Source organism: Microcystis sp. Msp_OC_L_20101000_S702 (genome assembly GCF_007095705.1).
Lineage (GTDB): Bacteria > Cyanobacteriota > Cyanobacteriia > Cyanobacteriales > Microcystaceae > Microcystis > Microcystis ichthyoblabe_A.
The window spans coordinates 1-25,511 of record NZ_SFBO01000101.1 but is presented as its reverse complement, the minus strand read 5'-3'; the positions used below and the strand labels follow the sequence as shown (position 1 = coordinate 25,511).

The window sequence follows — 25,511 nt, the reverse complement described above, 5'->3', positions numbered from 1 at the left end:
AATTTTTCCCTGATTTAGTGATTAGTTTTTACTTGTTTTTATGGCTGTCCAATGACGATTAGAAGACTGATAAATTTTAACATTTTTTAATCCCGACTGCTGGATTAAATCGGCAATTTCTGCTAGGGTAAAAGCCGCTCGCAGCGAGTCTTGAAATAGTTGCGCTTGTCGGGGAGAAAAATTAGGATCGATTTCCCTCACCATCCCCTGGATTATTTCCTCGGAATCAGGACGGAATAAATCTCTTAAAAAAATGCCGCCATTCGGTTTTAAAACTCGCTTAATTTCGCGTAAAAAAGGCAGAGGATTTTCGAGATGATGGATTAAACTATTAGAAATAACTAAATCAAATTGCTCGGATTGGTAGGGAAGATTTTTTCCATCAACTTTCTCCAATTTGATCTGTTCTTGACAGTTAGCATTAAGGATATTTTTTTGACCAATTTCTAACATAGAATCGGCCAGATCAATAGCGATAATTTGCCATTGGGGACGTAGTTGACTGAGTATAATCGGAATGCGTGCAGTACCAGTTCCTACATCTAAGACCCTAGCATTAATACCGGCTAATTGTACGGCTTCTTTGGCGAAATTAGTATTAACTTCCGTGAAGTCCATGGCATCATATTCGATCGCTTCTTCCCGATCATCCATTACTTCTGGTTCTAAAATTCTTTCCATAGAAAAGCTATCTTTAGGGATTACAATATTCACAATACATCGGATCGGCGGTTTTTTCACCGTTGGGAAAGAGTTTTTCCTCTCGATAATCACACCTTTGACAACCGTATAGTTCCAGTTTAATTAAAGAGGTGGGAAAGTGACATAAACCACAGGGTAAACCCGATGTTCTTTCGATAATATCAAACCCCGGACAACCACAATTAGGGCATAATTGATTAAGTTTTTGAACAAGATTTGCTGTCGCAGCTGCAATTGCTTTCATCCGCGTGGGATTGTGCATAGCGCGCATATCGGTTTCTAGGTGTACTTTGCCGTTTTTGTCAAGAATATCTTCAACAATTTTAACGAAATTTTTCTGGTCAGTAATTCCCTTAAAAATATGCTCGGAGTCGAGAGAATTTTTATCAAACATCACCACTAAACCATGACTAGGAAAGCCAATTTTTTCGGCAAATTCTAAAGCAGCTGCTAGATTAGTGACAGTTTGGTGAGCGTGATTAGTTTCCGTGACTATTGCTTGACCAATTATTTCTAGATTATGGACTCGATCGAGTAATAAAATCAATTCACGATTACAGGAAACTAACGGCAAGTTAGGATAGGGATAAAAACTACCCTCACTAGCAATTCCGATATCGTATCCCGAAAGCTCGATCGCTTGTTGTGCCTTCCTGCGAGCGGTTTCAATTTGTGTCCAGATGCGCTTAATATCCCGGGTAAAAGTGCCAAAGCGATCGGTATTAAAATTATCGGGTACAATCACCTTAAGTCCTATTTCTTGCGCTAAAATCGGTGCAATCACCCGCTCTTTTCCGTGCATAGTCCCTAAAATTGCTATCCGATCTTGAAACATCTTTTCTTGAAACATCTTGATCAAGGAAAAAGTAAAAAACAGCAATCAGCGAAAAGAAAACGGCAATTTCCTACTTAAGACTGTCCACTTAAAACTCACATCTGATAACTGATAACTGATAACTAATAACTGATAACTGATAACTGATAACTGATAACTGATAACTGATGGTGGGTTACGGCGAATACTAAATAGGTGGTAAAGTATCTAAATTATTGTCGCCTAACCCACCCTACACTAAGTTTCTGGGGTTTTTCCCTGAGCTTGTTTTAATCTTTCTGCTGCTGTTTCCATGACTTCTGCAAAGTTTTCGAGAATTTCGCCGGGGTGTGCTTCCAGGATTTTTGTGGATAGGGAAATGCGGTTTTTATATTCGTCAATTTCCGCGACTACCACTTGAATTGCTTGACCAACTTTAAAGAAAGTCATGGGAGAATTAAAAGAGGCTCCTGTCACCTGTTTAGCATGGAGTAATCCCGTCACTCCACCGCAATCGACAAAGACACCGTAGGGTTGTAATTTAACCACAGTGCCACTTAATAATTTACCCACAGCTAATTGACTGATAGCGTTAGCGCGAGCAATTTCTCGCTGAGATAAAACTAATTTATTATTTTCTTCATCGATTTGAATAAAAGTTGCGGTTAAAAGTTGTCCGATCAGGGAATCTAAATCATTTTTTTCGATTAAATGGGAGCGAGGGATAAATCCTTTTAATCCTTCCACTTCTCCCGTCACTCCCCCCTTATTCACCCCCGTGACGCGCAGCTGTACCGACTTGCCACTTTCAGAGATTTCCCTGACATTTTCCCAAGCTTTTTGTAGTAATAATTGCCGCAGAGACAGGGTAACTTGTCCTTCCGCGTCCTGTCCACGGGTAATCAGAAAATCGAATTCTGCACCTATGGGTAAAGCTTCAGCAATAGAAATAACATTTTCGAGGGAAATTTCCCTTAAAGGAATAAAAGCGGAGGATTTGCCGCCAATATCGATGAATGCTCCATCGGAGGTGTGTTGATCGACTCTCCCGCGCACGATCTGCCCTTTTTCAAATTGATAATCGTATTGATCAAGAGCTTTGGCAAAATCGTCCATGGAAAAGGCAGGGTTCGGTGTCATGATAAATAGAATGGTTACAAATGTGATTTCGAACTGCTTCCAGTGTAAGCTGAAGCTTAAGGAGTCAGACCATTAAGATTTAAGAAGACTAAATAACTCTAGCACATGATCCCAAGCAGATTTGGTCGCATTAGCATTATAACTAGCCCTTTGGTCGCAGAAAAAGCCATGGTCGGCATTTTCATAGCGGAAAACTCGATGAGGAATTTGATAACGGATTAATGCGTTTTCTATCTCATCCACTTGCTTTTGAGGAATACTCGCATCTAACATCCCGAAAAATGCGTAGATTGTCCCTTTGATTTGGGGAGTCACCTTCACTGTCGCTTGACCACCCCCAGGGGTTCCCGTGGTGATTCCTGCACCGTAAAAAGAGGCAGTAACTTTGATATCCTCTAGAGTGGAGACAAGATAAACCACATGACCACCAAAACAAAAACCGATCGTGCCGACACCGGTTTTTTGCACCTGTGGCAAACTATAAAGATAATCGATGGTGGCTTGGATATCGCTGATTAATTCGGCTGCTTTGGTTTGTTCCTTGTACTGACGACCGATTTCGATATCTGCCATACTGTACCCCGTTTCAAAACCAGGAGCAAATCGCTGATAAATGGCAGGAGCGATCACTATATAGCCTTCTTGGGCAATTCTGCGGGTGACATCTCGAATATGGTCATTTACGCCGAATATTTCCTGAATCACGATAATTGCTGGATAAATTCCCACTCGATCGGGAATGGCTAAATAGGCATTTATGTCAATATCTTTGTTAGAAATCGTAACAGTTTGCGTATTAATAGTCATAATTTTCTCGGTGAAAAGGATGTTGGTTTTCTAGTAAAAAGTCAAATCTTGCTCAAATCAAAACAAACTTTGCCAAGGCCGCAGCCACCCCATTTAAGTTTACACTGGGGGCAACCCAATCGGCTTGATCCTTAACGGCTTGGGGAGCATTACCCATAGCGACACCGACACCCGCATAGGTGAGCATAGAAACATCATTAAAATTATCACCGATCGCCATAACATTTTTTGGTTGTAATCCTAGGATATCTTCGGCCAAAAATTGGGTGGCGCTTCCCTTGGTAGCCTCAACGTGGGTAACTTCAAAAAAAGTCGGACTCGATTGGGTAAAGTATAAATCTTGATTTTGATAGCGTTGCTGTAAATGCTGCCAAATCTCGGCGATAAATTGCTTATCTTCCCCCATGGCCAGGATTTTAGTGGTTTTGTGGGCGACTTTGCGTAAATCCCCCACTGCTTCGGCAATAATACCCGATCGCTGGCGATAGAATTCCGTTTCCGCGTTTAATTGCCGCACATAAAGCACATCGTCCATATAAAAATTAAGGGAGATTTTCTCCTTCCATTGGGGTTGTTCGAGATAATCCAAAAGATCGATCGCCAAGTCGGGGGAAATAGGGGTATGTCGATGGTGAACTTGGGAAACAGGATCTTGAATCCAAGCGCCATTGTAAGCAATTATAGGTAAAGTGGATTTAAGGCGTTTATGAAAGCGTAAAGCCGAGCGGTACATCCTACCAGTGCCAATAGCGACTGAAATCCCCTTTTTTTGGACGGCTGAGACAGCTTGCACCACGGCCAGATCAACCTGATTGTTATCCCCGGCGATCGTTCCATCCACATCGACAACGATTAAGCGAATATCCACAGTCTTTTCCCATTCAACGGTAACAGTTAATAGTTTGCCACTTCCCCCATCAAAAAGGGTAAATCTTGGTATTCAGCAAGCCCTAGTTAAAACCCGATGACTCTGGATGGGTAAGATAGGGATAGAGAATTCCCCAAATAACCATCGAGATAGTCGATCTGGCTAGAATTAAACTAGCCAGATCGAGACAGAGCTTAATTCTTTCAGCTAGGGGCATTTTAGCCCGTAATTCCGCCCCCGATTGGGGACGATGGATAATCAGGGAGGCCACCGCACCGATCGCCGTCCCTTTACCGATAATGATGAGGGTGCGTCGCTGCAAATTCCTGACTCCTAAGCTGGATAGATGCGAATACGGCGATTCGGTTCCTCTCCGAAGCTATCGGATTGGAGACGGTAATGTTCCACTAATTCGTGCTGCATTTTCCGCACTTTCGCCGAGCGGGGCAGTAACTCCACCGGTTGGCCGGTAGGAATAACGATTTGTTCCACCGCTAACCGGGCCTCCTCCAAAGCTTCGATCTCGTCATCACTACCGCTGCGGGCAAATAAACGCAGATCCGCACCTTCCTGATTCATCGGGTCATCAATGCCCAAAATCCGCTTTAAACCGCGAGAAATTTGGGGCAGGGTATTGGATTTGATGCCGTGGATGGGAATTTGTCTTACTTTGGCAATTTGCCGCAATTTTGACTGATTTTTAACGTGGGAACGCAGGGCCAGCACCGCGTCGGCCTCCTGTAAATCTTTGGTCAAAACGATCGGCAAATCTAGGGCCTGTACTACCTGCTCGATCGGAGCGCGACTGACTCCGTAGGGATAGACATAAACCGGCCAATCTTCGCCATTGGGACCGGGGACGCGGACTTTTTCCGTTTCCGGTTCTTCCTGCAGCCAAGATTGTTCGAGGAGGCGATCAAAATCGTTTTCCCGGTTGAGAGGGCCCGCAGGGAAACGGGCCACGGGGGTCATCCGGCCATCGGCCCGCCATCCCTTGGGTTTATCCATTTCTGGCAGATAATTGCCGCGCAAAGGGGTCAACTTTTCCGGTTTTGGTTCTTCCTGAGCGACCTGTACTTTTCCCTCCTCATCTACCCAACGGATTTGGGCAATTGCTTCCCGTCCCCGCAGCAGTTGGTCGATAGTAGTAGATACGTCCTCGTGGATGACCCAGCGCTGACGTTCCAACATTTCGATGGCAATATCAAAGGTGGGGGGTGCTTTGCGTTCTAAAACGGTCTTCTGAGAACCCCGGCGGCGTGCTTCTTCGTCTCCGAGAGTTACTGCCTGAATTCCCCCGACTAAATCCGATAAAGTCGGGTTTTTAATTAAATTTTCCAATTGATTGCCGTGGGCCGTTCCCACTAACTGCACCCCGCGTTCGGCGATCGTGCGAGCAGCCAGAGCTTCTAATTCCGTACCGATCTCATCAATCACGATTACCTCTGGCATATGGTTTTCCACTGCTTCGATCATGACCTGATGCTGTAATTCCGGACGGGACACCTGCATCCGACGAGCGCGACCGATGGCCGGATGGGGAATATCTCCATCTCCGGCGATTTCGTTGGAGGTGTCGATAATTACTACCCGTTTGTTAAGATCGTCGGCTAAAACTCGGGCTATTTCCCGGAGAGCGGTGGTTTTTCCTACCCCCGGACGACCGAGCAGCAGCAGGGATTTTCCTGTTTCCACTAGGTCGTTAATCAGGGTGATCGTACCAAAAACAGCCCGACCGATACGACAGGTTAAACCGATAATTTCCCCGTCTCGATTGCGAATGGCACTGATCCGGTGCAGGGTGCGTTCAATCCCAGCGCGATTATCGCCGCTAAAACTGCCCACCCTGGCGATCGAATACTGGATTTCTTCTTTTGAGATCGGTTCGTCTCCCAGATCGATCGCCCCATCGGGAAAACGCGCTTCTGGTATGCGTCCCAAATCCATAACTACTTCGATTAGTTGATGCTGCCGCGGGTGTTCCTCGATTTTGCCGCGAATCCGAGCTGGTAGAATTGCCAAGAGTTTGTTTAAATCGTCGGTCACTGGCATCCGAGAGGAGGGTAGGGTTTCTGGCATTAATAGTAAAGGGTTTTGGCGATAATTGGCCGTTTTTATTTCCAAGATTTTCTTGGGGTCTAACACATTTATGGGTTAGTTGTCAATTAAAAAAGTATTATAGTTTTTTGACCAAGGCTAGGCTTTTAATTGAGCAACCACCATAGAAGCGGCTTTAAGGGCTTCTTGGTAGGCTTGTGGGTCATTTTCAAGGTTAAGCTGGTCTAAATGCTCTAAAATTGGCAAAATCAATGAACGGGCGTAACTTCCATAGGCAATACCAGCGATTTTTTTTCTCAGTCCCAGTTGCTGTAATTTGGTCACGGTGTGGTCATTGGTTCCCCCGGCTAACTGCACAAATCCGGCTAGATTGCTGGAAAGGACTTTTTTGGCCATATTAATGGCCGGGTGGGTGGTCCCTTTGCCGATATCGCCGCTCATCGGTCGGCCGTCCGTCTGCCAAATCAGAGGACAGCTTAGGGGTGAAATGGTTTCTCGCAGATAGTGGAGGTGATCAATGATATATTCATCATCTTGGCAACTTATGGCGAGGATTTTTAGGTTTTTAGTTAAAGGTGCGATCGCTTGCCAGAGTCGAGCAAATTCCTCTCCATGACCGACTTGGGTATGAATTTCGATCGCATCGACTCCCATTTCGATAATTAAGGGGATGATTTCTGCGGGTTGACAGACACGGGATCTTGTCTCGATTATCTGCGGGGGACAAACGGGTAAGCAGCGACCGCAACCATAACAGCGCTGTTCAATCACTCCCCCCCCATCAATAGCATAAGCGGGACAGATTTTTTCGCAGGGACGGGGACAATCGACCGGACAGAGTTGCGGGTTAAAGACAGCTTTGCGAAAGTGGGGATCTTCACCGTCATTGAGACTGACCATTAACCAAGGTCGTCGATTTGGGGAGAATCCGGCGATTTTTTCCGCCGTTTCGATGCCTTCCTTGGCCGCAAGGATCACGGCTCGATCGGCAGCCACATCAATACAATCAGCCCCGGCGATAGTATAGGCCAAGGCGAGGTTGCGAATCGTGGGCAAATCTTGGTAACTAGCTCCACAGATGAGCTTGAACCAGTGACCCGCAACTAGGGACTGTAAGGGAGAGGGGTTTTTATCTAGCACTTTTTTATCCTATCGCGCCCAGCCCCTAAATGTCAGCCTTGTGCTGCTCTGATTCTGACTAAAGAATGATTATTAATTCTTTTTGGACGAATGCCATCGGCCTCTACATTGAACTATAAACCCAAACGCTGCTTTTGACGGGCTTTATAGGAAGCTAACAGCCAGATAGAGCCAGAAATCAAAGAAGGAGCAAGGACGAAAAAAGTGGCCATGGTTACGGGATGTTCCCGGGCCCACACCCAATAGATCATCACGGCAAAAATCAAGCCACAGTAAGCTAGTCCGAGAAAGGGAATGCCAATGACTAAAATGGCGAATCGAGTATCTTTATCCATAAAATATCGTGATGGCAGCGAAAATTTGGCTGATGGGTTCCGCTTGTCCCTATCTTTACTTATAATCTTCCTTCTGGGATTGCTTGGGGAAAAATAAGGTATTTTTTAGAATTAGGCACTGATTATTGGGAGGCCTTCCTTGCCGAAAGAAAGATTAGATTTATTATTGGTAGCCAAAAATCTCTGTGATTCCCGTCAACAGGCACAGCGATTAATTCGCGCTGGAGAGGTGAAAGTCAATCACCAAATCATCGATAAACCGGCCACAGAAATCGATCGGTCAGCGGCGATCGAGGTTAAGCAGAAACTGCCCTATTTGTCAAGGGGGGGCGAAAAATTAGCCAAGGCCTTAGAATTGTTTGCCATTGATGTCAGCGATCGCATTTGTTTAGATGGAGGCATTTCCACGGGGGGATTTACCGATTGTCTCTTGCAAAAAGGAGCAAAACGGGTTTATGGGGTCGATGTGGGTTATGGACAAGTGGCCTGGAGTTTACGGCAGGATCAACGAGTTATTTTACTAGAAAGAACTAATTTTCGCTATTTAACCCCAGAAAAGCTATACGGACAGGAAAAACCCGCCGATTTAGCAGTTATGGATCTGTCTTTTATTTCCCTGACCAAAGTTTTACCGACCCTGTGGACGCTATTAAATCCACCGCGAGAGGCGATTTTATTGGTCAAACCCCAATTCGAGGTGGGACGGGAAAAAGTCGGCAAAAAAGGGGTAGTTCGCGACTACCAAGACCAAGCAGGGGCAATTTTTCAGGTTTTACAGGCCGCCGCAGTCTTAGGATGGTTCTATCGGGGTTTAACTTGGTCTCCCATTACCGGACCTGCGGGTAATGTGGAGTATCTTCTCTGGTTGTCCACCGATACTGGCCAAGTTAGTCCCAGTTTAGCCGCGATCGCAGAAATCACCCAAGCAGCGATCGAACAGTTTTAAACCAGGTATTTTCTCAAGGAAGTGGGGAGAGGGGGAAATTTTCGGAAAACCCTTGACAAATGGCGAGACTTGCTTTATACTTTATGTATAGTGGTGATCCGTGTGCCCATATATATAGGGTTTTTGAGGGAAGATAAGAGAGAAAAAAATAGACTCAAAAATCGGGTTGGGTAGGAAGAGGATAAAGGTATGAAGACGGAAATTTTCCCTCCCCGACAAGCATTAAACAAAGCATTTCTGAGAGTCAAACCGAATCTTTGTCAGGTAGAGAAGTTTCAAGTATTCTTACATACAAAAACGATGATCGGGGAGTTCAATATATCGGAAAATGGGAGAGATAACCCGAAAAATTCTTGTTAAATCATGTTAAGTCCCGTAGAGACGATTAAAATTCTCGAAAATCATCCCGATCGCACTTTTCCAGCTGGTGAGGTTATTTTTGCCGATGGCACGGAGGGCGAGTTAATGTACGGTATTCTTAGTGGAGAGGTGGAGATGTATATCAAGGGGCAATTGATAGAAACTCTAGAAAAAGGGGATGTATTCGGAGCAGGAGCGCTCCTGCACCCAGATAAACTGCGAGAATCCACAGCTATCGCCAAAACTGATTGTAAATTAGCCTATCTCAATCAACCGCAGTTTTTATTTGCCGTGCAGGAAACCCCCATGTTTGCGATCGAAGTATTAAGAAGTTATTCCGATCGCTTTCGCAAGTTGAAAAAAATCTTCGCCGGTGAAGCATAGAGGAGCAAAGGAAAGCCATACCCTGAAAACTATTGACCGAAAATCTCACCAATAGTTAAACGGGAACCATTGACCAAATCCCCACCAGAACGCGGAGGTTTTCCCGATAATTGCACTTCTTTTAATAATAATAAACCCGCTCCCGTCTGCACCACCGGCCCGAAATTTTTCCAGAGAGCCACGATCGATCCCACTTCTCCGCTTAGATGAGAAAGGTCTTTTGTCTGTAATTCTCGAGGCAGTTGCTCCGGATCGTCTAGGGGAATAGTGGCCATCACTTTAAAGGGTTGTCCCCGGAAAGTGGTTAGCGCATGAGGATAAAAACCCCGGACTCGATCGTGAATTGTCCGGCCTGAATCTTGCCAGTGGATTAGATAGTCAGATTTTTGAATTAAAGGGGCATAGGTGGCATCATCGTTATTTTGAGGAATTGGGGTAATTTCTGCTCGATCGAGCTTAGAGAGGGTTTCTAGGAGCAAATCCGCCCCCATTTGGCCTAGGGTTGCTCCCACCTGTTCGGCATTGTCAAAAAGAGTGATCGGGGTGTAGGCTTTCAGTAGCATCGGTCCGGTGTCCATGCCCGCATCCATTAACATAGTGGTAATGCCGGTTTCTTTTTCTCCCCTAGCGATGCACCACTGCACGGGGGCTGCTCCCCGATATTTCGGTAAAATTGAGCCATGAACGTTAATACAGCCTAATCTCGGCATCTCTAGAATTTCTGGGGAGAGGATTTGTCCGTAGGCAACTACTACAAAGGCATCCGCTCGCGATTGTCTGAGAAAATTTAAGGTTTTAGCGTTTTTTTTGACACTTTTAGGCTGTAAAACTGGTATTTGCTGTTCTATGGCTATTTGTTTCACCGGTGAGGGGATTAATTGATTACCCCTTCCCCGGCGCTTGTCCGGTTGGGTAACGACGGCAATTATTTCTATATCGGGATTGGCTAATAATTTTTTGAGGGTGGGGACGGCAAAAGTCGGGGTTCCGAAAAAAACAATACGCATGGGAGAGGGGGGATTTTTCAGTTATCAGTGTGCAGTAATCATTAACGACTAACTATGCCAGACCATTGGATTTTTTTGGCTTTTTCCCGACGATAGGAGAAAAAATGCTCCTCTTGTTGATAGGTACAAAAAGGAGCGATCGCAATTTGTTGATCTCTAATTCCTAACTGTTGTAGTTGATGATAAATCACCCTTCGCACGTCCAAGCGAACTTTTCCTTTTTCCTCGTCAGCAAATAAGGGGGAAGGGGAGAGGTTAAATAAATTCGCCAGAATTTGGTCGGGATTGGTTTCTTGAGGAAATAAACTTAAACCCACTTCTGCGGCAACTTCTCTATCTACTTGATACACTTCCCCGGCAATTGCCGGCCCCAGGGCCAACACTAAGTTATCTAAACAACTACCGGAGTTTAATAACTGCTTAACTGCTTTGACAACTATTCCCTTAGCTGTCCCTCTCCATCCAGAATGAATCGCCACCCCAACACCGCTAGAGCGATCGCCTATTAGTACAGGTGTACAATCAGCACTGGCCACCCAAATCCCTTGACCGGAAGCATCGGTAATAATTCCATCCGCTTCGGCTATTTCTGGGTTAGTAATCCCTTGGGGATTTAATAGGCGATCGCCATGTACCTGTTTGACCCGATAAACTGGTACATTTGCCCCTAGAGCAGCCGTAAAAGCTTCCGGGGTTTGGGGGTAATAATGACGGGTAAAAAAGCCGTGGGACCAGTCCTCTAAGAGATTACAGGTAAGATAGGGCAATCCTTGCCATGTTTGCCATTGCCACAGAGAAGTCTCGGTTAATCGGACATCGATCGCTACATTGGTCACAGTCTAAGCCTCTCTGGCTGCAATAATACCTTATTCTTTCCTATCCTAGTTCTGAGCTTGGCAAACGGCAACCGGAAAATTATTGTCAAAACCCTTGACAAATGGCGAGACTTGCTTTAGACTTTTTATATAATGGGAATCCGTGCACCCATATATATAGGGTTTTTGAGGGAAGATAAGAGAGAAAAAAATAGCCTCAAGAATCTGGTTGGGTAGGAAGAGGATAAAGGTATAAAGACGGAAAATTTCTCTCCCCCTCAGTACAATGAGTCTCAATGTATGCTAGGGCTGAATCAATCTGTCTATCATTAAGACCAAGTTTTTCACGAATCAGCTTGGGGGGATACTGAGCCTGTAGGTAATCCATAACATCATAAAGGGTAATTCGCGTACCGGCGATTATCAATCCACGCTCTGTACGAATAATAGCTGATTGCCCGTTGGATACCAGAACCATACTCATAACCTTCTAGAATTTCATTCTATAGCTTATTTTACCGCAAATTCAGTATAGGGTCGAATATGTTCGGGTTTAAAGGCAAGGACAATTTGCTCTTTAGGAATACCGGCGGCTAATAAATCAGTGGCAATACCGTCTTCGGTTCCGTCTCGTTGTATCCAGATTTTACCATTAATAATTTGTAAATGCAGTAAACAGCCATGTACTCTTTCTCGGTTATCCCAACCTTCTAAGAGAATTAGATAGTTATCAGAGTCTTTGTCAATAATGAGGAGGCGGTTTACCTCTCCAGTAGCATAGCGCAAGTTTGCATAATAACGGAGAGATTCAATAATAATTTTTCTCATTTTTTCTAAACTATCCATCTTAAAATAACCTCCTCAATTTCGTCAAAAATTAATAATTTTAATCGTTTATTGTCTAATAAAACTTGACCAATAGGATCTTCAAAAATATCGGCAAAAGCTTGTTGATGAATTGCTAAATATAAAGTTCTTTCAGATTTTAGTTTTGTCAATAAATCATAGTATAAAATATATTGTCCTAATGCTTTTTCTAAGTCATCGATAGATGATTTGCCAACAAAACTTTTAATTTCAATGGCAATTTTTTGATTGTCTTTTTCGGCGGCAATAATTTTTTCTGCTCCTAAGTCAATATATAAATCTCTTTTTCCCCAGCGAATAATTAGGGGGTCATGGGTAATTGTCCAGCCATCTTTGTCTAAGGCAGTTCTCACGGTATCATGATAAATATCTTTTGCTAGCATTTTTATTATAACTGATGATTATTAGAGATGCAGCGATTTTGGTACTGTTGAAGAATCGGTGATTCGTCTTTTTCATCTCGTTCCCAGTTTCTACCTGAAGCATACATTAAAGCAGAGCCTTGGCACAAGCAAGTTAAATTGATTTTATTTATCCATTTTTGCCTTGAGAAATTCTTCTAATTTCTTCATATCTTCTTGACTAGGAGTAAGGGTAAATCTAGTTACACCTGATTCAGTTCGCATTCTATCCATATAAATTCTTAGGGCTTCATCATCTTCTCGATGGGAGAGGACATATTTTCTTAATTCTGGGCGAGACATTTGGTAAAAATCAGGTTGATGATTCATCTTCAAACTCCACATTAGTGAGCAAGATGCTCACATTACTATTTTCATCATACCGAAATAGATGAATATCGGTATAGAAGTTATACAGGGTTTGACACATTCTAATGCAAGTAAGCATCTGTTCGGGAGTGGGTATCATTATTGATGGCTTTTTCCTCCAATTTACGAGTTTATACCTGTAATAAGTATAGCATAATACTGGATTGAAACAGCTAATTTAGTGCCTTAGATTTAAGGGAATGCGAGCATCCTGCTCGCTAATTATTCAGGTAGTCTGCTCGCTAGATGTTATATACTAAGCCAGAGCCTTGGCACAAGCAATAACTGTTAACTGTTAACTGAATAAAAAGCAGAGCCTTAGCACAAGCAAGAGGGCTAGAGGGCAGAAGGAGAGGAAGTTATGGTACTCTCGCACAACACTCGAAAACCGAGGTCGTAGTTGAGAATAGCGCGGTCAGCCTGGTAGCTACGATACGCTGAACGGCAATACGGGGAAATGCCAACCCAAGAACCTCCGCGTACTACACGAGATTTATTGTTTTGTAACAACACATCAAGATTGTTTGATATAGCTTGATACAATTCTTCGTTTCCCTCATCCCATACCCGACCATCATTGGGCGCGTCTTCATAGTTATCGTGCCAAGGATCCAGACACCATTCCCAAACGTTCCCGTGCATATCATAAAGTCCAAAGGCATTTACGATTTGAAACCTGCCTACGGCCGTCGTCCTTGCAGGAGCGGTTTGCCCGTAATTTGCCAAAGCTGGGTCAATTTTCCACCCAAAATGATAGGGCGGATAAACTGTATTGTGAATTAATTCTTCACTGATAACCGATAACTGATAACTGACAACTGACCTACAGGCGTATTCCCACTCTGCCTCACTAGGTAAACGGTATTGATAGCCTTTCCCTTTTTCCTGAGACCAGCGCGATAGTCTTTCACAGAATTCCACTGCATCCTGCCAACGAATACGTTCCACTGGTCGGCAGCTATTTCCTTTATAGTATGAAGGTTCTGGGTTGAGATCCCGTTTAACTTTAGGCAAAAAAGCCACTGCTCGCCACTGCGCCTGTGTTATCGGATATTTACCCATCAGGAAGGGAGAAATCTTGACCTTGTGTTGCGGGCGTTCATAGCTGTACGCCCCTTCTTCTCCTTCAGAAGCACCCATCCAAAACTCACCCCCAGGAATTTCCACTATTTCTAGGTTTATTCCGTCTTCTAACTCTTCGATTACTGTGGCTGGTAGGTCGTTTTCTGCGATGATTGAGAGGGCAATATTTCCTTGCTTATCAACCTCTGCTGTCCAGATAGGAACCTCCTCTCCCCACTGCTTCAGCAACCAGGACGCTGACAGCCTTATCTGTGGTTTTTCCTTCTCATCTGTGAGTAATTGCCATAGCCTTTCTTGATTGAGGAATAATTTACGGACTGCCTCTTTTTCTAATGTCTCTCGCTCTAAATTATCAATATCTGGACTTCTCAGGTAAGAACGTAACTCCTCCTGGCTACTAGCTTGGAGAAACTCTTGAGCCAAGTCCGTAGTTTCCACTGTGTCTTTATATTGTTGCAGGACTTTCTCCGCATCTGCTAACTTGTCACCCGACCACAAATAATACTGAGATTTGTTATTTTTTTGCCAGTCTTTGGCATCTTTATCCACCTGTTTGGCTAATTCTCTTCCCTTGCGATTTTCGTTTCGCCACAGATTCAGGTTGTCCCACTTTTCAATTAAAGCTTCATGTGCCAAATCTACCCAAGCTTCTTCTTCTCGTTCAGTTTTTCCCGTTACTAAAAGGCGACCTTTCACTAATCCTTGTTTACCTTCAATCAGTTCTTTTAAAACTTTTTGTCCTTCTTGATTATCTCCAGCTAGAGACAAGATCAAGGCTTTTGATTGACGCAATCTGGTATCTTTTTCCCCATCTCCTATTTGCAGAAGATTCAAGAAAATTCGCTTAATTAAAGCTTTTTCTGCTTCCGTTCGCTCCTGCTGCGGTGAGTCTTTTTCATAATCCTTGTATTGATAGACTTTATCAGCTTGACAATTTAACGCTCCTACTATCCCACCTATCGCCTCATAAGTATCTAAAGTAACCTGATACTTTGCTTCATCTCGCCTCTGCCAAAGCTGGGTTAAAGCAAACTCTAATAAAGGCAAAAATCCTGGTTCTTGTTTAATATCTTTGAGGATTTGATTGAGTAAATTATTAGTAACTTCATAACCTTGCAGCTTGGCTGGTTCGCTGATAGCTTCTAGCAAATCTAATCCCCTTAGATCTGGCAGATATTCAGCGTTATTTTGAATCAGTTGTCGCAGCCCATCGTAACGCAAACAGGGTTCAATAAAATCCGCCCTCATGGTAGCGACAACTGCCAGAGGAGAGTCTGGAATTGTGGCAACTTGAGTAATCAATTCAATAAAGCGATCGCGCTGTTCCGCTAGAGCAAAAGTGAATAATTCCTCAAATTGATCTACCACCAGCAAGAATTTGTGTTCGCGGGGAAAAAGTTCTAATAGCGGTTTTAAGCCTTCCCTGTCTTGATTATTGATACATTGATCCAGCAATTGTTGATCATCTCGAAAATAGGGTAACAGCAGGCTTTCCAACATTGTCAACGGCTTAAATCCAGGCTTGATCGGTTCGAGAATTTGCCATCCTAATTCTTCCAACCAGGGTATCAATCCCGCCAGAACTACCGAAGATTTCCCACTTCCAGAAGCACCAATCAGAGGGACAAAATTTAGCCGATCCAGCTTAGATTTGATGTCGTCCACCACTCGCTTGCGTCCGAAGAAGAAATCACGTTCTTCCTTAGTAAACGCCAGCAATCCTTGATAGGGACAGCGCAATTCTCCCTTCTCATCTAGTAACGGGTTCACTTCTTTAACTTGAGGTTGCGCCCCATATTTGACCAGAATTAGCGATCGCCCAACTCCCATGCGAATCGGTTCTTGACCCTTCCCTCGCAATTCCCGCGAAACGAAATCAAACAGGCGATCGGCACTAATTTCTCCCGTTTCTGGGTCAGCCTGTTTTTGCGACAATCCCTTCAGTAAAGCGGCGGTGAACAAACTGTATTCCTCATCTTCCCAAGCTACCTGTTGTGACCGACAGGCAGCGATTAGGTAGTAATCTTGCTTCTCCTTAAACGCTGAGAGGCTAGGTTCTAGCAAAGTGCGATTTAATTCCCGATTTTCGGGCAATAACGCCCCCGCATGGCAACAGTCTAGCATTACCACCAGATTACTCAAACTAGAACGCCGTAATAAAGGATTGAGTTCTCGGTCTAAAGAAATGGCATTTTTGCCGTCGGGTTGGCTATCGGAGGTGGCGAGATAGGCTTCCCCGTCACCGATGCGATTGATCAGGCGAAACCCGTGTCCTGAAAAGTAGATCAAGACTTCTTGATTTTTGGTCTGCTCTCCCGATAAGATTTGCTTTAAGGCTTGCAAGACTTCATTCCCCGTTACCTTTCCTGGAACAACTTCGTAGCGTTTTTCTGCGGCAATCCAGCGATTGGGTAGGCGTTCTACATTGGCAAATGTCCCAGTATTCTCCAAGAATTTAGCAACAGCTTCCGCATCTTTGGCGGGTTTACTCAAAGGTGGCAGGAAATTGGGGTTATCGTAATGGTTAATGCCGATGACGAGGGCGTAGCGAGCCATAGACAGTCAGCAAGGGATAGAAATGTTTTTTATATTAGGTTGTTTTTTGGTAAACTGCAAGGAAAGCATAGGCCCTCCCTTAGATAATCTTTTCTTATCATCACAAGTACGGGAGAGCCAAGAAATAGTTAAGAAAAAAGTTAATTTTCAATTTCTGCATTATTTATGACTCGACTAACTCCGATCCAAATTGACGAAAACACTCTAATTTATATAGAGTCCACCGATGACCTAGAAATTCCTGCCGAGACAGTAAAAACCGAGGGAAGAGTTCCTAAAAGGGGAACTTCTATACCAGATAAACAGCAAATTTTGCAGAATTTTCAGACAATTGAAGATACAATTCGTACCTACACTACTTATACCTTAAACGCTTTTCGCAATTTAGCCATTGCCAACATTGAGGAAGTCACTTTACAATTTGGTGTGGAAATCGGCGGTGAGGTAGGAATCCCTTATATTACTAAAGGAACCGCTAAAAGTAATTTAAATATTACGGTTAAGTGTACCTTTCCTAAGCCGCCGAACTCGTCTGATTGATGGTTCAATATTTAACGTTTTCTGGTTCTTCCGTATATTCCCAAAATAAGAGAGCCAAATAATCTTGATTAAGGTCTCTGGTCTTGATTTTGGGGATAACTGGGGAATAGATCTCTGGGGAAATCCTCGGCACTTAAACAGGTTTGTAAAGCTTGGGAGGGATTATTTTTGTCCGCACCACGACTGACAGCGATAACGCACTCGGAAAAGCGCCCGGGTAATAAACTTTGACGACAGGAATCTAAAACCTGTCTAGAAATCCCTAATTTATCGGGTTCCTTGGCTGTTTCTGTTTCCGTTTGTTTGAGGGAATTAGCGGCAAACAAGGGGGCAGCGCGATGGATATCGACCACACAATTACCTAGGTCAATAGGACGACGCACTTGAAAACAAGCTTGCAGAGCCAGATTACCATCGATCGGGGTTTTGGATTTAATCATCACCACACACCGGGATAATTCTTTAGGAATTAATGCTTCTGAACAAGCGGTGGCGGCATCTTCGGGACTGACTCCCGTGCGGACAATCTGACTGATACAGGCACTAAATTGATTATTGTTGCCAAATGCGATCGCTGTTCGGTTCATTTCTACTAAGCCAAGGGAAATAGTAGCGATCGCGCTCCAACTAGCAATTTTTTTAATATGGTTTTTCATTGTTTGCTCACACCCAAGATTTTAAGGCTAACTGGCCTTGATCTTAACAGATTCACGGGGAACAGGGAACACAGAGATGGGGGAATGGGGAGATGGGGGAAGGGAGAAGGGAGAAGGGAGAAAAAAAGGCTGACTACTGGCTCCTGACTCCTGACTCCTGACTCCTGATTCCTGACTCCTAAAACCCAAGGGCCAAAATTAGTATTCTGGTACAGTGGAATCGACTTCGCGACTCCAGGCGCTGATACCACCTTTGACGTTAATTCCTTCGATACCTGCGTCTTTGAGGATAGCGAGGGCTTTAGCGGAACGTCCCCCCATCTTACAATGGGCGATAAGACGATAACCGTTGACTAATTCCTTAATTTTGGGAATTGCCGCACCATTTTCGATATCGGGTAGGGGAATTAGCACCGAGTTGGGGATATTAGCGATTTGGTACTCGTTGGGATTACGCACATCGATGAGAATGTAATCATTGGCATTGCTGTCAATTAGTGCTTTTAACTCTACTACGGTCATTTCTGTCATTTTTTGCTGTTCTGCTGCTTCTTGTGCTTTTGCTTGCGGAATACCGCAGAATTGTTCGTAATCAATTAGTTTTTCAATGACGGGACGGATAGGATTCGGACGCAATTTTAACTCGCGGAATTTCATTTCCCAAGCATTGTAAAGCAGTAAACGACCACTGAGGGTATCCGGTGCGCCGAGGATGATTTTAATGGCTTCTGTGGCTTGAATTGTGCCGATTACTCCGGGTAAAACCCCTAAAACGCCGCCTTCGGCACAGGAGGGAACCATCCCCGGTGGTGGCGGTTCGGGATAGAGATCGCGGTAGTTGGGACCGCCTTGGTAGTTAAAAACGGTTGCTTGTCCTTCAAAGCGGAAAATTGAGCCATAGACGTTGGGTTTGTCGAGAAGAACACAAGCATCATTAGTCAGATAACGGGTGGGGAAATTATCCGTCCCGTCGATGACTACATCATAGGGGGCTAAAATGTCAAGGGCATTTTCGGAACTTATGCGGGTTTCGTACAAATCCACCTGACAATAGGGGTTAATTTCTAGAATTCTGTCCTTAGCGGAAACAATTTTCGGTTTACCTACCCAAGAAGTGCCGTGAATAATTTGACGTTGCAGATTGGAACTATCGACGATATCGAAGTCAACAATACCGATTCTACCGATGCCAGCCGCCGCTAGATAGAGTAAAAGCGGGGAACCGAGTCCCCCGGTGCCGATGCAGAGAACACTGGCGGCTTTTAGTTTTTTTTGACCTTCTAAGCCCACTTCGGGCAGAATAATGTGTCGAGAGTAGCGTTGAACCTCCTCTTTGGAAAGTTCGATCGCCGCGAGATTAGGATTTAGCATAGATTGGGTAAATAGTGAAACCTGACTCGATTCGGGCAAGAATTTCGTCTCAGCACGATTTAGAGACAAAAATCAGGAAGACTCGATCGCTTCCTGGATTTTCAATTCTTTCTATGCTTATGATAGTGTGAGGGTCTGGCTCCGTGTTGTTAATATTAGTTAACTTTCCCCTGCCACTTGGGTGCGATATTCACTAGCGGAGAGGGTATCAGCCAAGGCAGTATCGGGATTTTCTACCCGCACTTTTAATAACCAACCCTCCCCGTGGGGATCATCGGCAATTAATTCGGGGGAGTCAATCATCGCTTGATTGCGATCGACTACGGTCCCCGAGACGGGAGGATAAAGATCTTCTACCGCTTTTACCGATTCAATCGTGCCGAAACTACTACCTACTTCCAGTGCCTCTCCCAATTCGGGCAATTCTAGAAACACGATATCACCCAATTGATCGACGGCAAAAGCACTAATTCCCAAGGTAGCGATTTCACCTTCGAGTCTGACGTATTCGTGGGTTTCTAGGTATCTCAAATCCTCGGGATATTCCAGTTCCATCGTCTGTCTCTAAATATTTACAGCATCAGTTAGTTTACTAGATCTCTTGGGGAAAATGTTCATCGGCTGGGGCTGTTTTATTGCCGATCGCTACCTAGACAAAATTAATTACACCGATCGAACCCTGATTAAACAGCTAGAATTGGTCTAGGTTGATCGGGGAACGCCACAGAACACTGGAAAAGTAAGGGTTAGCCGCTTTTTTAGCTCACTTAACAATACCCAGTTTAAATGCCTCCTAGCTTACTTATGTTAAATCCCATCTTAGAGCCTCGTGGTGGCGAACATCAAACCATAAGAGCCTTTTTTGAGCCAAAAAACATCGCTGTGGTGGGATTTAATCGCCAAAATCCCCAACTTGATCGCACTCTTTTACATAATCTCCATCATAATCCCGGTCAGCACCGTCTTTATCTAGTTAATCCTCACCCCGAAAACTGGCTCGATCTTCCCACCTATAGCAGTTTAGAGGATATCCAGGCGGCGATCGATCTGGTAATTATCACCGCCCCTGCCCCCGAAATTCCCGCTATTATCGCCCAATCTGTCGAAAAACAGGTTAAATGCGCCCTGATTCTCTCCACGGGTTTTCGGGAAACCGGCCAGATGGGGGAAAATTTACTCAGGGAAATTAAAGCGATCGCTGGTCAAAAATTACGCATCATCGGTCCCCATAGCTCAGGAATCTGCAATATAAGCCAAAATCTTAACGCCACCTTTTCCCCCATCCTGCCGAAAACCGGTTCAATTGCCCTGATTAGTCAAAGTGGCGCGATCGCTGCTGCCGTGCTTGATTGGAGTTTAAGCGAAAATGTCGGTTTTAGTCACTTTATCTCCCTCGGAGTCCTTTTAGATGTGGATTGGGGCGAATTACTCTATTATTTGGGAGACGATCCCCAAACCAAAAGCATCGTTATCTACCTGGAATCCCTGAATAATGCCCGCTCTTTTCTGTCCTCAGCCCGAGAAGTTGCCCTAAATAAACCAATTATCGCCATTAGTCGCCACAGTACCGACTTTGACCCCACTTCTCTTTCCCATGCTGGCAAATTGACCAGCGATCAGCTAACTCTCTCCGCTGCCTTTGCTCGCTGTGGCATCGTGGAAGTACAAAGACTGGCCGATCTCTTGAATATCACGCAAGTTTTAGCGAAAATTCCCCGATTTCCCCGGGGAAAACGCTTGACAATCATCAGCAATGGTGTTGCTCCCGCTCTTTTAGCGGCCTCGGCTTTACTGGCGGAAGATGGACAACTGGCAACCCTTACCCCCGCAACGATCGGAAAACTAGCGCCTCTTGTTCCCGCGGATATCGTCCCCCAAAATCCCATCGATCTGCGTCGCAGCAGCGATCCCGATAGCTACGCTCGCGCCCTAGAGATCGCTTTAGCGGATGCACATACCGACGCGGTGTTGATGATTCTCTCGCCTCGCTTTAACACTGATCTGCGAGAAATTGCCCTTAGAATTGCCTCAATCGCTCAAAATAGCACAAAACCCATTTTAGCAAGTTTGATGGGGGGAGAGGGCATTGCAGAGGGAGTATCGTTATTAAATCAGCAAGGTATCCCCACCTATCGCTATCCCGATTCGGCGGCCCGGGTGTTTAATTTGCTCTGGAAATATGAGGAGAATCTACGCGGTCTTTATCAAACGCCAATTTTAACCAATTCTCAGGAAAATGGCTCCGATCGAGTTTTAGTGAGCCAGATTATTGAGCAAGCAGGGGATAGAACAATTCTCAGTGAGCTAGAGTCTTTAGAGCTACTGAAAGCTTATGGAATCCCTGTTATTGTCACTAAAGTCGCCGAAAGTGCCGCAGAAGCAGTTAATCTCGCTGAATCTCTCGGTTATCCCGTGGTGATGAAACTGCATTCCCAGACGATTATCCATAAAAGCGCGGTGGGTGGGGTACAATTGCCGCTTTTTTCCCCTAGGGCAGTGGTGCAAGCGTATCAAGCGATCGAAGCTAATGTTAGCGCACAAGTGGGTGGGGAGCATTTTCTCGGGGTGAGTATTCAACCGATGTTAGAAATCGATCGAGGATATGAGTTAATTATCGGCTCTAATTACGATGATCAGTGCGGACCGGTGATAATTTTCGGTACTGGTGGCCGTTTAGTCGATATTTTTCAAGATTACGCCACCGCTCTACCTCCTTTAAATACTAATCTCGCTCGCCGACTTTTAGAAAAAACCAAGATTTATCGGGCTTTTCAGGGGACAAATGGGCTTAAATCGCTTAATTTGGCGAATTTAGAGCAAATAATCGTTAGATTTAGTAACCTGGTTAGTGAACAACCTCGCATTAAAACTATCGATATTAATCCCTTTTTTGCCGATTCAGAGCAATTAATCGCCCTTTCCGCCTCTATCCTTCTTCATCCTCCAACTACTCCCCCAGAAAAGTTATCTCATCCGGCGATTCGTCCCTATCCCGAACATTATATAGAACCTTGGACGACGAAAAGAGGCTTAAAGGTGCTAATTCGTCCAATTCAGGCAGCGGATGAGCCTTTAGTGCGACAATTTCACCATTATCTCTCGGAAGAAACCATTTATTATCGTTATTTTCACCTTGTCAATCTCGATCGCCAAACCGCTTATGATCGTCTTACGCGCATTTGTTTTATCGACTACGATCGAGTAATGAGCTTAGTGGTAGAGATTAATAACGATCAGACGGAAGAACCAGAAATTATCGCTATAGGACGCTTAAATAAACTGCACGGCGTTAATGTGGCAGAATTTGACCTATTAGTTAGGGATGACTATCAAGGTCAAGGAGTTGGTACAGAATTACTACAGCGTTTAGTCACTATTGGCAAAAAGGAAGGATTAGAGGGAATCGAAGGGGAAATTTTAAGGGATAATCGCGCTATGCAGATGATAGCCGCTAAAGTAGGGTTTTCTCTCTATAAAACTGCCGATTTTGTCAAAGTGGAACTTGAATTATGAAGCCTTTTTGACAAGCTGATCACTAATTTTCTGGCTGAATTGTTTGGGCTAATCCTTGCTCTAAAGTAAAGGGAGGTTGCCAATCTAGGGTTTTTTGAATATAGCTAGAGTCAACGGCAAGAGAACCAAGCAAGCGATCGATATTATAGCTGTTAAAAGGGAGGTTTTTCCCTGTTATAGATTCTACCCTATCACCCAGATAACCTAAGAATCTAAGTAAGGTAGTGGGGACGGGCAGCAATTGACAGGGTTGTTGAATTTGTTGAGCAATGAGTCGAATTAATTGGGGAGTAGAAACAGCTTGGTTATCGCTAATTAAAAAGATTTGATTAGCGGCCTTAGGATGATCTAAACAGGTAATAATGGCAGCGACTAAGTTACCCACAAAGACAAAACTGCGGCAATTTTTTATTGCACCAAAAGGTAAAGGTAATCCCCGTTTAATTAGTTTCATCAAGCGCTCCATATTAGCACGATTGCCTAGTCCGTAAACTAGAGTAGGACGAATAATTGTCCAAGTCATGTCACTATCTTTTGCTAGTTGAATTAAAGCTTGTTCTGCTTGCAGTTTACTACGACCATAGGGACTATCGGGGTGACAGGGAGAATTTTCGTTAAGAATATTATCACTTTCGGCAGCCATAGCATGAATAGAACTGACAAAAATAAAGTGCTTAACTCCCGCTTTTAGCGACTGCTTCACTAGGTTAATAGTCCCCTTAGTGTTAACTTTTATAAATGCTGCTTCTGGATTGGATATAGTCTCATGAAGGATATGAGCGCGTCCTGCTAGATGAATAACGGTATCAATGCCTAGCAATGCTTCTTGCCAATCGGTCATATCATCAATTTCACCCACCTGAATAGCCTTAATTGACAGGGATGCAGGAAACTCAAATTTCTGGCGAATTGCAGCTGTTATCTGGCAGTTATGTTGATGTAAAGTTGGCAGTAAGTGGCTGCCAATAAAGCCGGTAGAACCTGTAACTAAAACGTTTTTCATTATTAATTATTCAATTAAGTTTAGTAAAGTTTCCAACCATGTTTATTGAAAAAATACACAGCCGATTGAGCAAAGACTATTGCCAGTTTAGTAGAGTTGTGCGCTCCTCTTGCCCAATGATGATAAATATTTACATGGGGATAAAGTATGGTTTTGTATTTTTTAGACATTCTAAGGGTTAAATCATAATCTTCAAAATACATAAACATATTTTTATCAAAGTAGCCAATATCATCTAAATATTTTCTGTTAAATAGCATAAAACAACCACTAATAATCGGTACTTCTATTATCTGGTTATAGCTGATATCTCGCATTTCATACCAGTCTAATCTCTTTTTGAAAAGAAACTGCATTTTTTTAGGAATAAAACGTCTAATAAATAAAGTCAAAACCGTAGGTTGACGCTTGCAAAGGTATTGGATGTCCCCGCTCGGGTAAGATATTTTTGGAGTAATCAATCCCACCTCTTGATGTTTATCGAGGTAGTGAATAAGTTCAGTGATCACATTATTATCAAAATAAACATCTGGATTGATAACTAAATGATAATCATATTTTTTAGCTCTAGTAATAGCTAGGTTATGTGCTTGACCAAAACCAACGTTATTACCATTATTGAAGTAATAATCTATATCGTATTCCTGAAAATCATCAAAGATTTTTTTTAGTTCATCAGTAGGAGAGTTATCTACTACTGATAAATTAATTTCTATGGGTGTGCTGAACAGAGATTTAATTGCTTGAGTAACTATCTCTGGGTCATTTTTGTAAAGGACAAGGGAGGCCGTAAGTTGCATAAGTATCTAAAGCTATCTTTTACTAAAAAGAGTATCCAAACAGTTCTATATCTTCCTTTAGATGTTCACTAATAATATTTTTAGTTTCTTCGTTATAATAACTCCTGTAGTCTCGCTGACGTTGAGGATTTTGATTGACGCTTGCTAGTTTTACTTCTGGTAACTTAAGCAATTCTAGTATTCTCTCATAGTCTTTTTGTAAAGTCTCAAATCTACCGATGAAATCCAGGATAATCTCGCCATTTTTATCAGCTAAAAACCTTTTTTGCAGGCCCATCCCTTTTTGAGCTTTCCAGTATATATATTCCTCAAAACTCATCGCTCTAACCACATGATGTAAAGGATGCAGCTTTCTCCAACAGAGATATTTATACATTGATACCTCTAAATCCCAAGGGTTTCTGACAAAGGCAAATTTGAAAAGTTCATTATATTTATCTTGACCAATTAGGTTTTTAACCTCTAGGGCTGAAGGGTGAGGATTCAAATAGCCTTGAGGAAATTTAAAAGAATCATAAACCCAACCCATAGGGTCAGAATAAAGGTAATTGCGAAGATTAACTTTATTTCCCAAACGAAAATTAATTCTCCCTAATACCCAATCAATTTTATAGTTAAAATATTCCCAGTCATTTAAGATGATTTTTCTCATAGATTTCTCCAAAGACGACCCCGCTACTTTGGGATTATGGATAAAAAGAAAGTTGTATTTGTAGGAAATTAACATTTTATTCTTGCCTCCAGTTGATTTTTTAGGGCTGATTCAAGTCTGAATTGCATCACTATCTGATCTACCTTTATAGAATACCTCATTGGGGGTCTGATAGTCAAGACATTTTCGAGGACGATTGTTAATTAAGTTTACGGCTCTTTCCACCTCCTCTGGCTTAACGATTTTAAAATTCGTTCCCTTGGGGAAAAATTGTCTTAACAGTCCATTGGTATGCTCGTTTAATCCCCTCTCCCACGAATGATA

The 25,511-nt window shown here is 43.5% G+C and carries 27 protein-coding genes and 1 pseudogene; 4 read left to right on the top strand and 24 right to left on the bottom strand.

Annotated elements, in window-relative coordinates; translation table 11 throughout:
* Nucleotides 1–21: 21 nt before the first annotated feature.
* The 9 genes from EWV60_RS11250 to EWV60_RS11210 all read right to left on the bottom strand — a co-directional run bounded on the left by EWV60_RS11250 (nt 22) and on the right by EWV60_RS11210 (nt 7,864).
* Nucleotides 22–681, bottom strand: a complete 660-nt coding sequence (locus EWV60_RS11250) for a class I SAM-dependent methyltransferase (RefSeq protein WP_287232299.1) — start codon at nt 679–681, stop codon at nt 22–24.
* Nucleotides 682–694: 13 nt separating this feature from the next.
* A complete protein-coding gene (locus tag EWV60_RS11245) occupies nt 695–1,552 on the bottom strand; it encodes a DUF6671 family protein (protein ID WP_287232297.1) in 858 nt (285 codons plus the stop codon).
* Nucleotides 1,553–1,774: 222 nt separating this feature from the next.
* Nucleotides 1,775–2,632 (bottom strand): S1 RNA-binding domain-containing protein, encoded by an 858-nt coding sequence (locus EWV60_RS11240; protein WP_287232326.1) that lies wholly within the window; start codon nt 2,630–2,632, stop codon nt 1,775–1,777.
* A 96-nt stretch (nt 2,633–2,728) separates the two neighbouring features.
* Nucleotides 2,729–3,463: a dienelactone hydrolase family protein gene (locus EWV60_RS11235; RefSeq protein WP_287232296.1), complete on the bottom strand. Its 735-nt coding sequence runs from the start codon at nt 3,461–3,463 to the stop codon at nt 2,729–2,731.
* A gap of 52 nt (nt 3,464–3,515) precedes the next feature.
* A complete protein-coding gene (locus EWV60_RS11230) occupies nt 3,516–4,331 on the bottom strand; it encodes a Cof-type HAD-IIB family hydrolase (RefSeq protein ID WP_287232294.1) in 816 nt (271 codons plus the stop codon).
* An 82-nt stretch (nt 4,332–4,413) separates the two neighbouring features.
* Nucleotides 4,414–4,653, bottom strand: a complete 240-nt coding sequence (locus EWV60_RS11225) for a hypothetical protein (RefSeq protein ID WP_287232292.1) — start codon at nt 4,651–4,653, stop codon at nt 4,414–4,416.
* Between the two features lie 11 nt (nt 4,654–4,664).
* Nucleotides 4,665–6,410 carry a R3H domain-containing nucleic acid-binding protein gene (locus EWV60_RS11220; RefSeq protein WP_502705823.1) on the bottom strand — a complete coding sequence of 582 codons (1,746 nt, stop codon included), beginning with the start codon at nt 6,408–6,410 and terminating at the stop codon, nt 4,665–4,667.
* A 117-nt stretch (nt 6,411–6,527) separates the two neighbouring features.
* Complete coding sequence (gene ldpA / locus EWV60_RS11215) at nt 6,528–7,529, bottom strand: circadian clock protein LdpA (RefSeq protein ID WP_287232290.1); 1,002 nt, start codon at nt 7,527–7,529, stop codon at nt 6,528–6,530.
* A gap of 113 nt (nt 7,530–7,642) precedes the next feature.
* Nucleotides 7,643–7,864 (bottom strand): hypothetical protein, encoded by a 222-nt coding sequence (locus EWV60_RS11210; RefSeq protein ID WP_002736250.1) that lies wholly within the window; start codon nt 7,862–7,864, stop codon nt 7,643–7,645.
* 139 nt (nt 7,865–8,003) lie between these two features.
* On the opposite strand from EWV60_RS11210, the gene EWV60_RS11205 reads away from it, so the two are divergent.
* Complete coding sequence (locus EWV60_RS11205) at nt 8,004–8,810, top strand: TlyA family RNA methyltransferase (protein WP_016516363.1); 807 nt, start codon at nt 8,004–8,006, stop codon at nt 8,808–8,810.
* A 363-nt stretch (nt 8,811–9,173) separates the two neighbouring features.
* Nucleotides 9,174–9,554 carry a cyclic nucleotide-binding domain-containing protein gene (locus EWV60_RS11200; RefSeq protein ID WP_004159138.1) on the top strand — a complete coding sequence of 127 codons (381 nt, stop codon included), beginning with the start codon at nt 9,174–9,176 and terminating at the stop codon, nt 9,552–9,554.
* Nucleotides 9,555–9,583: 29 nt separating this feature from the next.
* Here EWV60_RS11200 and fmt read toward each other — a convergent pair whose 3' ends face one another.
* The 8 genes and pseudogenes from fmt to EWV60_RS11165 form a co-directional block, all read right to left on the bottom strand.
* On the bottom strand, nt 9,584–10,561 hold the full coding sequence (gene fmt, locus EWV60_RS11195; protein ID WP_287232286.1) for a methionyl-tRNA formyltransferase: 978 nt from the start codon (nt 10,559–10,561) through the stop codon (nt 9,584–9,586).
* A gap of 41 nt (nt 10,562–10,602) precedes the next feature.
* Nucleotides 10,603–11,397, bottom strand: a complete 795-nt coding sequence (pgeF, locus tag EWV60_RS11190; RefSeq protein ID WP_002736685.1) for a peptidoglycan editing factor PgeF — start codon at nt 11,395–11,397, stop codon at nt 10,603–10,605.
* 241 nt (nt 11,398–11,638) lie between these two features.
* Nucleotides 11,639–11,854, bottom strand: a pseudogene (locus EWV60_RS11185) (DUF433 domain-containing protein); the annotation flags it as partial.
* A 32-nt stretch (nt 11,855–11,886) separates the two neighbouring features.
* Nucleotides 11,887–12,222, bottom strand: coding sequence for a XisI protein (locus EWV60_RS11180; protein ID WP_002736025.1), 336 nt, complete (start codon nt 12,220–12,222; stop codon nt 11,887–11,889).
* The gene (locus EWV60_RS11175; RefSeq protein WP_287232285.1) at nt 12,210–12,626 is read right to left on the bottom strand and encodes an element excision factor XisH family protein; all 417 of its coding nucleotides are present in this window, start codon (nt 12,624–12,626) and stop codon (nt 12,210–12,212) included. The genes EWV60_RS11180 and EWV60_RS11175 overlap by 13 nt, the downstream gene beginning before the upstream one ends.
* A 144-nt stretch (nt 12,627–12,770) precedes the next feature.
* Nucleotides 12,771–12,974 carry a DUF6887 family protein gene (locus EWV60_RS11170; RefSeq protein ID WP_002758886.1) on the bottom strand — a complete coding sequence of 68 codons (204 nt, stop codon included), beginning with the start codon at nt 12,972–12,974 and terminating at the stop codon, nt 12,771–12,773.
* On the bottom strand, nt 12,958–13,113 hold the full coding sequence (locus EWV60_RS23390) for a DUF6888 family protein (RefSeq protein WP_425184095.1): 156 nt from the start codon (nt 13,111–13,113) through the stop codon (nt 12,958–12,960). Before EWV60_RS23390 ends, EWV60_RS11170 begins: the two co-directional genes overlap by 17 nt.
* Before the next feature lie 236 nt (nt 13,114–13,349).
* Entirely contained in the window at nt 13,350–16,652 is a 3,303-nt protein-coding gene (locus EWV60_RS11165; RefSeq protein ID WP_287232284.1) for an nSTAND1 domain-containing NTPase, read from the bottom strand.
* Nucleotides 16,653–16,817: 165 nt separating this feature from the next.
* Here EWV60_RS11165 and EWV60_RS11160 point away from each other — a divergent pair, with 165 nt between their 5' ends.
* Entirely contained in the window at nt 16,818–17,192 is a 375-nt protein-coding gene (locus EWV60_RS11160) for a CU044_2847 family protein (protein ID WP_004159145.1), read from the top strand.
* Between the two features lie 68 nt (nt 17,193–17,260).
* Here the strand turns inward: EWV60_RS11160 and EWV60_RS11155 are convergent, their stop codons facing one another.
* The 3 genes from EWV60_RS11155 to gcvH form a co-directional block, all read right to left on the bottom strand.
* A complete protein-coding gene (locus EWV60_RS11155; RefSeq protein WP_272071909.1) occupies nt 17,261–17,848 on the bottom strand; it encodes a hypothetical protein in 588 nt (195 codons plus the stop codon).
* A gap of 198 nt (nt 17,849–18,046) precedes the next feature.
* The gene (gene moeB, locus EWV60_RS11150) at nt 18,047–19,219 is read right to left on the bottom strand and encodes a molybdopterin-synthase adenylyltransferase MoeB (protein WP_012266195.1); all 1,173 of its coding nucleotides are present in this window, start codon (nt 19,217–19,219) and stop codon (nt 18,047–18,049) included.
* A gap of 159 nt (nt 19,220–19,378) precedes the next feature.
* Nucleotides 19,379–19,774, bottom strand: coding sequence for a glycine cleavage system protein GcvH (gcvH, locus tag EWV60_RS11145; protein WP_002773620.1), 396 nt, complete (start codon nt 19,772–19,774; stop codon nt 19,379–19,381).
* Nucleotides 19,775–20,023: 249 nt separating this feature from the next.
* Between gcvH and EWV60_RS11140 the strand changes: the two genes are divergently transcribed.
* Nucleotides 20,024–22,732, top strand: coding sequence for a bifunctional acetate--CoA ligase family protein/GNAT family N-acetyltransferase (locus tag EWV60_RS11140; RefSeq protein WP_287232283.1), 2,709 nt, complete (start codon nt 20,024–20,026; stop codon nt 22,730–22,732).
* A gap of 22 nt (nt 22,733–22,754) precedes the next feature.
* On the opposite strand, the gene EWV60_RS11135 is transcribed toward EWV60_RS11140, so the two are convergent.
* From EWV60_RS11135 to EWV60_RS11120, 4 genes are all read right to left on the bottom strand, one after another.
* Entirely contained in the window at nt 22,755–23,735 is a 981-nt protein-coding gene (locus EWV60_RS11135; protein ID WP_287232282.1) for an NAD-dependent epimerase/dehydratase family protein, read from the bottom strand.
* A 20-nt stretch (nt 23,736–23,755) separates the two neighbouring features.
* Entirely contained in the window at nt 23,756–24,535 is a 780-nt protein-coding gene (locus tag EWV60_RS11130; protein ID WP_002773616.1) for a glycosyltransferase, read from the bottom strand.
* A 22-nt stretch (nt 24,536–24,557) separates the two neighbouring features.
* On the bottom strand, nt 24,558–25,262 hold the full coding sequence (locus EWV60_RS11125; protein WP_287232281.1) for a sulfotransferase family 2 domain-containing protein: 705 nt from the start codon (nt 25,260–25,262) through the stop codon (nt 24,558–24,560).
* A 36-nt stretch (nt 25,263–25,298) separates the two neighbouring features.
* The coding region (locus EWV60_RS11120) for a transposase (RefSeq protein ID WP_502705822.1) at nt 25,299–25,511 on the bottom strand (213 nt) is incomplete at its 5' end.

What these genes read in the sequence shown, in the direction of transcription:
- EWV60_RS11175 (WP_287232285.1), bottom strand. Translation starts at nt 12,626, where the DNA reads ATGCTAGCAAAAGATATTTATCATGATACCGTGAGAACTGCCTTAGAC.
- EWV60_RS11220 (WP_502705823.1), bottom strand. Translation starts at nt 6,410, where the DNA reads ATGCCAGAAACCCTACCCTCCTCTCGGATGCCAGTGACCGACGATTTA.
- EWV60_RS11125 (WP_287232281.1), bottom strand. Translation starts at nt 25,262, where the DNA reads ATGTTAATTTCCTACAAATACAACTTTCTTTTTATCCATAATCCCAAA.
- EWV60_RS23390 (WP_425184095.1), bottom strand. Translation starts at nt 13,113, where the DNA reads ATGATACCCACTCCCGAACAGATGCTTACTTGCATTAGAATGTGTCAA.
- EWV60_RS11155 (WP_272071909.1), bottom strand. Translation starts at nt 17,848, where the DNA reads ATGAAAAACCATATTAAAAAAATTGCTAGTTGGAGCGCGATCGCTACT.
- EWV60_RS11250 (WP_287232299.1), bottom strand. Translation starts at nt 681, where the DNA reads ATGGAAAGAATTTTAGAACCAGAAGTAATGGATGATCGGGAAGAAGCG.
- EWV60_RS11235 (WP_287232296.1), bottom strand. Translation starts at nt 3,463, where the DNA reads ATGACTATTAATACGCAAACTGTTACGATTTCTAACAAAGATATTGAC.
- EWV60_RS11180 (WP_002736025.1), bottom strand. Translation starts at nt 12,222, where the DNA reads ATGGATAGTTTAGAAAAAATGAGAAAAATTATTATTGAATCTCTCCGT.
- gcvH (WP_002773620.1), bottom strand. Translation starts at nt 19,774, where the DNA reads ATGGAACTGGAATATCCCGAGGATTTGAGATACCTAGAAACCCACGAA.
- fmt (WP_287232286.1), bottom strand. Translation starts at nt 10,561, where the DNA reads ATGCGTATTGTTTTTTTCGGAACCCCGACTTTTGCCGTCCCCACCCTC.
- EWV60_RS11240 (WP_287232326.1), bottom strand. Translation starts at nt 2,632, where the DNA reads ATGGACGATTTTGCCAAAGCTCTTGATCAATACGATTATCAATTTGAA.
- EWV60_RS11200 (WP_004159138.1), top strand. Translation starts at nt 9,174, where the DNA reads ATGTTAAGTCCCGTAGAGACGATTAAAATTCTCGAAAATCATCCCGAT.
- EWV60_RS11135 (WP_287232282.1), bottom strand. Translation starts at nt 23,735, where the DNA reads ATGAAAAACGTTTTAGTTACAGGTTCTACCGGCTTTATTGGCAGCCAC.
- EWV60_RS11170 (WP_002758886.1), bottom strand. Translation starts at nt 12,974, where the DNA reads ATGAATCATCAACCTGATTTTTACCAAATGTCTCGCCCAGAATTAAGA.
- moeB (WP_012266195.1), bottom strand. Translation starts at nt 19,219, where the DNA reads ATGCTAAATCCTAATCTCGCGGCGATCGAACTTTCCAAAGAGGAGGTT.
- EWV60_RS11130 (WP_002773616.1), bottom strand. Translation starts at nt 24,535, where the DNA reads ATGCAACTTACGGCCTCCCTTGTCCTTTACAAAAATGACCCAGAGATA.
- EWV60_RS11210 (WP_002736250.1), bottom strand. Translation starts at nt 7,864, where the DNA reads ATGGATAAAGATACTCGATTCGCCATTTTAGTCATTGGCATTCCCTTT.
- EWV60_RS11165 (WP_287232284.1), bottom strand. Translation starts at nt 16,652, where the DNA reads ATGGCTCGCTACGCCCTCGTCATCGGCATTAACCATTACGATAACCCC.
- EWV60_RS11160 (WP_004159145.1), top strand. Translation starts at nt 16,818, where the DNA reads ATGACTCGACTAACTCCGATCCAAATTGACGAAAACACTCTAATTTAT.
- EWV60_RS11140 (WP_287232283.1), top strand. Translation starts at nt 20,024, where the DNA reads ATGTTAAATCCCATCTTAGAGCCTCGTGGTGGCGAACATCAAACCATA.
- EWV60_RS11245 (WP_287232297.1), bottom strand. Translation starts at nt 1,552, where the DNA reads ATGTTTCAAGAAAAGATGTTTCAAGATCGGATAGCAATTTTAGGGACT.